Source organism: Trinickia terrae, from assembly GCF_005144415.1.
GTDB lineage: Bacteria > Pseudomonadota > Gammaproteobacteria > Burkholderiales > Burkholderiaceae > Trinickia_A > Trinickia_A terrae.
In genome coordinates, this window is record NZ_SWJE01000023.1 from 57,003 (window position 1) to 64,077 (window position 7,075).

The following is a 7,075-nucleotide window of genomic DNA, read 5'->3' on the forward strand; positions in this document are numbered from 1 at the left end:
GATTTCTCCCCATTCAAGGCGAGGCGGTCTCCGCGATCCGGCGAGCATGCGCCGCCGCACTGGAAGGCAGGCATGTCGGCCCGACCGGTTCGAAAGACTTGTACGTGAGTATGAACTCCTGGTGGCCGAGCGCTTCCGATTTCGATGCGCCGCCCGCCGCGACCGTCAGCGTCTGGCCGAACACCTCGCGGCCGACCTCGTCGAGCGTCGCGCGGCCTTCGAGGATGCGGCCCGCGTCGACATCCATGTCGCCCGACAAGTTGCGGTAGGTATCGGGGTTCGCGCAGACCTTGATGACGGGCGAGATCGCCGAACCGACCACCGAGCCGCGCCCCGTCGTGAAGAGGATCACGTGCGCGCCGCACGCGATCAGCTCGCCGATCTCCGCGTTGTCGCTGATGTTCGGAAAGCCGAAGCGCGGCTCGCCGTCGGGGACGACGTCGAGCAGATACAGGCCGCCCGTCGGCGGCACGTCGCCGGGCTTGACGATGCCGACGATCGGCGAGGCGCCGCTCTTCGCATAGGCGCCGAGCGATTTTTCTTCCTGCGTCGTGAGCCCGCCGTCCGCGTTGCCGACGGCAAAGCTGCCGTGACCGAGGATCGAGTAGTAGCGCGCCGCCTTGCCGACGCACTGCACGATCGCATCGCCCAATTCCGGCCGCGCGGCGCGGCTCTTCATGTGGTACTCGCAACCGACGAGCTCGCCCGTCTCCTCGAAAATGCAGGTCGCGCCCGCCTCGATCAGATGATCGAACGCGCGGCCTACCGCCGGGTTCGCAGTGATGCCGCTGGTGCCGTCGGAGCCGCCGCAGATCGTGCCGATCACGAGTTCGTCGAGCGCCATCGGCACTTTTTGCTGCGCGGCGAGCTGCGCGCGCGCGTTGCGCACCCAATCGACGCCGTATTGGATCGTGCTGCGCGTGCCGCCCTTCTCCTGGATCGTCAGCACCTCGACCGGCCGGCCGCTCGCGCGCACCACGTCGGCCAGGTAGTGCTTGTTCATGCTCTCGCAGCCGAGCGACACGAACAGCACCGCGCCGACGTTCGGGTGCGTCGTGAGCTGCTGCATCATCTTTTCCGCGTACTCGTTCGGATAGCACCCCGGAAAGCCGATCAAGTGGACGGGCGGCTCGCGCTCGGCATCGCTGGCCGAAGGATCGTCGAACGCATCGAGCGGCTCGCGGAACCGCGTGACGATCTCGCGCGCGACGTGATGCGCGCATTCGACGAGATACGCCACCGCCACGACATTGCGAATGCCCTTGCGTCCGTCGCTGCGCAAGTAGCCGTGCAACGCCGGTTGTGCCGATGCGCCGTTCGAAGAAGCCTGAGTGGAAGCGGTCATGATGTTTCCCAGCGCGGCAGACGCCGCAAAATTGCAGGACATTCGGTTCAGTGGGGAACGAAGGCGTGCCCCGCGTCGTGCGTATACGTCGGCAGGTAGTCGCTTTCGAGGTTGTGCGTATGCAAATGCTCGCCGCGCGCGACAGGCACCGTCACGTGGCCGATCACCGCGCCGTAGCGCAGCACCTTCGCGTCCTTCTCGAGCGGCTCACGCGCGACCTTGTGGCCGAGATCGATGGTCTTGGCGAGCGTCACGCGCTCGCCTTCGATCTCGACCGTCGTGCCGGCTTCGAGCCGCGCCGCCGCGATCAGGCAGTTGTCGCCCGGATTCAGCAGGATCAAGCGCCTGTCGGTCTGGAGTTGACGTTCGCTGCTCAAGAAGGCCTCCCGGTTCCTTTGTTGGTTCAGGTGTTCAGTTCTGCCCTTCGCCGCCCGCGATGCGCGCCACCATCAGCGAGCCGAGGATGATCGCGCCGTAGATCGCCTGGATCCAGAACGACGGCACCTGCGCGAGCGTCAAGAGGTTCTGCACGACGCCGAGCAGCAGCACGCCGGTGAGCGCGCCGAGCATCGTGCCCTTGCCGCCGTCGAGCGAAATGCCGCCGATCACCGCTGCGGCGAACACCGTGAAGATCATCCCGTTGCCCTGGTTCGCATTGATCGCGCCGACATAGCCCGTCACGATCAGCCCGCCGAGCGCGGCGAGCACGCTGCCGAGCACGAACACGCCCCAGGTGATGCGCTCGACCCGGATCCCCGCCGCGCGCGCGGCCTGCGGATTGCCGCCGATCGCATAGAGCGCGCGGCCGAGCCGGTGGTAGCGCAGCATGAACGCAGCAACGCCGAACGCCGCCGCCGCGAGCCACACCGAGAGCGGCAGGCCGAGCACGATGGTCGTCGCGAGCGCGAAGAAGGCCGGCGGCATGTCGAACAGCGTGCCGCCCTTGGTTGCGCCGACGAGCATTCCGCGCAGCACGATCAGCATCGCGAGCGTGACGATGAACGCGTTCAGTTGCAGCCGCACGACCAGAAAGCCGTTGATGAAGCCGATCAGCGCACCGGCCGCGAGAATCGCGAGCAGGCCCGCGAACGTCGGCCACTCCCAGCCGAAGCCTGCCGACGCCGCCGGCATCACGAGCATCGCGCCGATCGCGGGCGCGATGCCGACCGTCGATTCGAGCGACAAATCGAACTTGCCCGTGAGCACGATCAGCGATTCCGCGAGCACGACGAGCGCGAGCGCCGCCGACGCGCCGAGCACGCTGATGAGGTTCGCCTTCGTCAGAAAGCTCGGGCTCACGAACGCGCCAATCACGAGCAGCAGCACCAGCGCGGGCACGAGCGCGAGATCGCGCAGGCGCGCGATCTCGATGCGCGGGGCACGGCCGCGCGCGGCACCCGCTGCTCGATCCTGAGCAGCCTGGCCGGCAGCGAACGCGGGGGTGACACTATTCTTCATGGAGACTGACTCCTTCGACGGATGCGATCAGGTCGTTGTCTTGCCAACCAGCGGGGAATTCGGCAGCGACGCGTCCGCGGAACATCACGAGGACGCGATCGCAGGTTCTCAAGTCGTCGAGCTCGCCTGACACGACGAGCACCGCCTTGCCCTCGCCGCGCACGCGATCGACGACCGACAGCAGGGCTTCTTTCGATTTGACGTCGACGCCGACAGTCGGGTCGATCAGGACGAGCACATTCGGATCGTTGGCGAGCGCGCGCGCCATTACGACCTTCTGCTGGTTGCCGCCGGAGAGGCCCGACACGACATGCTCCGGCCCCTGCGCGACGATGCCGAGCGCCTCGATCGCCGAGCGGCCGAACGCGTTTTTCTTCGCAGGCGGCACGAGGCCGAACTTGCCGAGAACGCGCGCGATCGTCATCGACGCGTTCTCCGCGACCGATTGCGTCAGCACGAGCCCTTCGTGATGACGGTCCTTCGGCACGCAGCCGACGCCGCGCGCGAGCGCCGCGGGCACGTCACCGGGCGGCAGGGGCTCGCCGCCGATGCGGATCTCGCCGCGCGCTTGCGCACGCAGACCAGCGATCGCTTCGGCGACGCTCGTGCGTCCGCTGCTCGTCGCGCCCGTGAGCCCGACGACCTCGCCGCGCTTCACGGCGAACGACACGTCCTCGTAGTCGTGGCCGTTGAGCCGCGCAACTTCCAGCGCGACCGCGGTGTCGGCGGCAAGCGGCTCACGCGACGCCGCGCCGGCGACCGCGAGGCCGCCGCGCTCGCCGGTCATCGCTTCGATCAGCCGCTCGCGCGGCATCTCGCCAACCGGCGCGCTGACGATATGCCGCGCGTCGCGCAGCACCGTCACGGCCTGGCAAATGTCGTAGACCTCCTGCAGATGATGCGAGATGAAAAGAAACGTCACGCCCTCGGCCTGCAGCTCGCGAATGCGCTTGAAAAGCCGCTTGATCTCGTCGCCGTCGAGCTGCGCGGTGGGCTCGTCGAGGATGATGAAGCGCGCGCCATACGACAGCGCCCGCGCGATCTCGACGAGCTGCCGCGCCTCCACCGAGAGGTCGCCGGCGCGCGCGTCCTCGCGCACGTCGATCTTCCAGTGGTCGAGCAGCGCGCGCGCCTCGCGGCGCATCGCGCGCCAATCGATGATCCCGCGCCGCGCCGGCTGCCGGTTGACGAACAGGTTCTCCGCGACCGTGAGGTCGCGGATGATCGTCGAATGCTGATAGACGCAGGCGACGCGCTCACGCCACGCGTCGCGGTCCGCAAGCGCCGGCGCGGACGCGCCGGCGAAGCGCGCCTCGCCGGTATCGGGCCGGCGCAACCCGGTCAGGATCGACACCAGCGTCGACTTGCCCGCCCCGTTGCGCCCGACGAGCGCATGCGATTCGCCCGGCATGACGCACAGGCTCACGTCCTGCAGCGCGGCCGTGGAGCCGAAGCGCTTGGTGACGGCGAGCGCTTCGGCGACCGGTGACGGGCTGCTCATGCGCTCGCTCGTTTGACCGCTCATTTGACCGCTCATTTGACCGTATTGCCCCACAGGCTCTTGTCGTCGACGTTGGCCTTCGTCACGAGCGGCGCGGGCAGCTGGTCTTCGAGAATGCCCGGCTGCAGCTGGACGATGTTGCTGCCGTGATCGGTCGGACCCGGCTTGAACGTCTTGCCCGCGAGCGTCGCCTGGATGTAGTAGAGGCCGTACTTCGCATAGAGGTCCGCGGGCTGCGAAATGGTCGCGTCGATCTCGCCCTTGCGGATCGCCTCGAATTCCTGCGGGATGCCGTCATTGCTGACGATCACGATGTGCTTCGCGTCGCCCGCCGGGAACAGCAGCTGCTTGCGGCGCAGCGTCTGCAGCGTCGGCGAGAGATACACCCCGCCCGCCTGCATGTAGACCGCCTTCACGTCGGGATTGGCGGTGAGGAGGCTGTCGAGCGCGGTCGCGGCGACGTCGCCCTTCCAGCTTGCCGGAATCTCGAGCAGCGACAGGCTCGGATACTTCTTCAGGCACGCGCGGAACGCTTCCGAGCGGTCGCGGCCGTTCACCGATGCGAGGTCGCCCATGATCTGCACGACCTTGCCCGCCTTCACGTGCTCGCCGATGTACTTGCACGCCTGCTCGCCGTAGGCGCGGTTGTCGGCGCGCACGACCATCGCGACCTTGCCTTGCGTCGGCGCGACGTCGACGGCAACCACGGGCACGCTCTTCGCCGCCGCGGCGTCGAGCGCGCGGCTGATCGCCGCCGAATCGAGCGGCCCGACCACGATTCCCTTCGCGCCGAGATTCAGCAGGCTGTTCATGTCGGTGATCTGCTGCGCGGGATCGCCGTTCGAGTTGACGGGCGCAAGGATATCGATGCCCATCTGCTTCGCGTACTGCGGCAGATAGGTGTTATACGACTGCCAGAACGGCGAGGTCAGCAATGGCAGGCCGAGGCCGACCTTGCCGGTTTCGGCGGCGCGCGCCGGGCCGGTCAAGGCCAGCGCCGCCACGCACGCCGCACCGGCGCTTAGCGCGGCCATGCCGCGAATGAAGCGACGGGCCGCGCGCGGCCCCTGAAGGAACGTCATGCCTTGTCTCCTATTTGCTTTGCGTTGTTGAACTGCCTGGAAGACTGCTCTGCGTTTTTCTTCTTGACCTCGATTTAATTTATCAGTGAACGTATTATTCATATACGAATTTCATGAAGTCAAGGAAGTGCAGCGCACAAAGCCGTCCGTGTTTTCCCTAGCGCCTTGCGCGACGGCAGGCCCCCTACACTCGTCTGCGCCGCTACGGAAAAGCAAAACGAAAACTTCGCAAGGGAGCCCGATCGCGATGGAACCAGTCACCAAGGATCAGGAAGACAAGGACGACGCCGACCGCTACCGGGCGCCTGCGCTAGACAAAGGGCTCGACATCCTCGAGCTGCTGTCCGAGCAGAAGGAGGGGCTGACGCGCGCGGAAATCACCAAGCAGCTCGGACGCAACGCGAGCGAGATGTACCGGATGCTCGAGCGGCTGGTGGCGCGGCAATACGTGGTGCGCTCGGCGGGCGGCGACCGTTATTCGCTGAGCCTGAAGCTGTTCGCGCTCGCGCACCGGCATCCACCGACGAATCGCCTGATCGCCGAGGCGCTGCCGTTGATGCAGCGCTTCGCGGACGAGGCGGAGCAGTCGTGCCACCTCGCCGTCTACGATCGCGGCAACCTGCTCGTGATCGCGCAAGTCGACGGGCCGGGGACCTGGGGGATGTCGGTGCGGCTCGGCTCGCGCGTGGGGCTGATCGATACGGGGTCGGGGCGCGTGATGCTCGCGTTCCAGACGCGCGAGCACCGCGCGCATATGCTCGCCGAGCACACGAAGGTGAAGGGCGAGGTGACGATCGATATCGACGAGCTGGAGAAGGTTTGCGAACGGATACGCGCGGAGGGGCACTCGCGCAAGGACAGCCAGCAGATCTTCGGGGTGACCGACGTCACGTTTCCGATTCTCGGGCTTTCGGGGCATGCGCTGGCCGCGCTGACGTGTCCGTTCTTGCGGCGGATCGATGAGTATGTCGCGCCGTCGATCGAGGCGGTGACGCAGATGCTGAAGGGGACCGTGCAGGCGGTTTCGGTGTTTCGGGAGGAGCGGGGGTAGACGGTTATTTCCGACAACGGCAAGAACCCGAAAAGCATAGGCAGCCCCAGAAAACCAATTTATCGAGATGACGAGCTAATAAGAGTCGATCTCCATATCCACAATTACCCAAACTGCGAACTAGCCTAGCTTGGAGGCGACATGGCAACTAGTCGCTTCCAAGCCCACCCTCCTCGCCACCAGCATTTGTCGAATGCTTCTTGACATTCGACAACCCTCCTTGCGTGTCGCCACCAAATCGCATTTGACTCACCACTCCTCCGCACTGTCTAATAGCCAGCCAAATAAGATTCGAAATCCTATGCATTTAACGATCCAGGCAATCACGAGATGAAACGACCGCCCGCTTGCGAACAACGATGCCGGCCAACTCATGGAGATCACGGACCGATGTTCCTCTCATAAGAACCCAGCCACGCATATCGCCGATTCGTTCCAGGACACAGGGAGATAGAACAACATGACGACGCAATCGAATCCTGAACCACCGTTGATCAATTTCGCCTTCCCGTTCCGCGACGCGAAGGGCAAGGAGATCGTCGACGAGCATGTGTTCTACGAGTGGCTCGCCGACGAGGGAAGCGGGAACTTTGCGGTGAGCGGCTCGGGGATGTGGCATGGCGGCATTCACGTGTCAG

General features: G+C 65.8%; 6 protein-coding genes. 1 reads left to right on the plus strand and 5 read right to left on the minus strand.

All coding sequences use genetic code 11. The annotated features are described in order from the left end of the window. Positions 1 to 13: 13 nt before the first annotated feature. Genes FAZ69_RS30430 through FAZ69_RS30450 form a run of 5 tightly spaced genes read right to left on the minus strand, consistent with a single transcriptional unit; the run spans position 14 to position 5,338 of the window. Positions 14 to 1,345: a UxaA family hydrolase gene (locus FAZ69_RS30430; protein WP_136898807.1), complete on the minus strand. Its 1,332-nt coding sequence runs from the start codon at positions 1,343 to 1,345 to the stop codon at positions 14 to 16. Between the two features lie 47 nt (positions 1,346 to 1,392). After that, a complete protein-coding gene (locus FAZ69_RS30435; protein ID WP_136898808.1) occupies positions 1,393 to 1,722 on the minus strand; it encodes a UxaA family hydrolase in 330 nt (109 codons plus the stop codon). A 34-nt stretch (positions 1,723 to 1,756) separates the two neighbouring features. Further along, positions 1,757 to 2,803 (minus strand): ABC transporter permease, encoded by a 1,047-nt coding sequence (locus FAZ69_RS30440; RefSeq protein WP_136898809.1) that lies wholly within the window; start codon positions 2,801 to 2,803, stop codon positions 1,757 to 1,759. Further along, complete coding sequence (locus FAZ69_RS30445; RefSeq protein WP_136898810.1) at positions 2,793 to 4,340, minus strand: sugar ABC transporter ATP-binding protein; 1,548 nt, start codon at positions 4,338 to 4,340, stop codon at positions 2,793 to 2,795. The genes FAZ69_RS30440 and FAZ69_RS30445 overlap by 11 nt, the downstream gene beginning before the upstream one ends. Then, positions 4,337 to 5,338: a sugar ABC transporter substrate-binding protein gene (locus FAZ69_RS30450; protein WP_169708817.1), complete on the minus strand. Its 1,002-nt coding sequence runs from the start codon at positions 5,336 to 5,338 to the stop codon at positions 4,337 to 4,339. Before FAZ69_RS30450 ends, FAZ69_RS30445 begins: the two co-directional genes overlap by 4 nt. A 295-nt stretch (positions 5,339 to 5,633) precedes the next feature. Between FAZ69_RS30450 and FAZ69_RS30455 the strand changes: the two genes are divergently transcribed. After that, positions 5,634 to 6,437 (plus strand): IclR family transcriptional regulator, encoded by an 804-nt coding sequence (locus FAZ69_RS30455; RefSeq protein ID WP_136898812.1) that lies wholly within the window; start codon positions 5,634 to 5,636, stop codon positions 6,435 to 6,437. Positions 6,438 to 7,075: the final 638 nt, after the last annotated feature.

Excerpts from the sequence above, each read along its gene's own strand:
- FAZ69_RS30430 (WP_136898807.1), bottom strand. The coding sequence starts at position 1,345 with ATGACCGCTTCCACTCAGGCTTCTTCGAACGGCGCATCGGCACAACCG.
- FAZ69_RS30440 (WP_136898809.1), bottom strand. The coding sequence starts at position 2,803 with ATGAAGAATAGTGTCACCCCCGCGTTCGCTGCCGGCCAGGCTGCTCAG.
- FAZ69_RS30445 (WP_136898810.1), bottom strand. The coding sequence starts at position 4,340 with ATGAGCGGTCAAATGAGCGGTCAAACGAGCGAGCGCATGAGCAGCCCG.
- FAZ69_RS30450 (WP_169708817.1), bottom strand. The coding sequence starts at position 5,338 with ATGGCCGCGCTAAGCGCCGGTGCGGCGTGCGTGGCGGCGCTGGCCTTG.
- FAZ69_RS30455 (WP_136898812.1), top strand. The coding sequence starts at position 5,634 with ATGGAACCAGTCACCAAGGATCAGGAAGACAAGGACGACGCCGACCGC.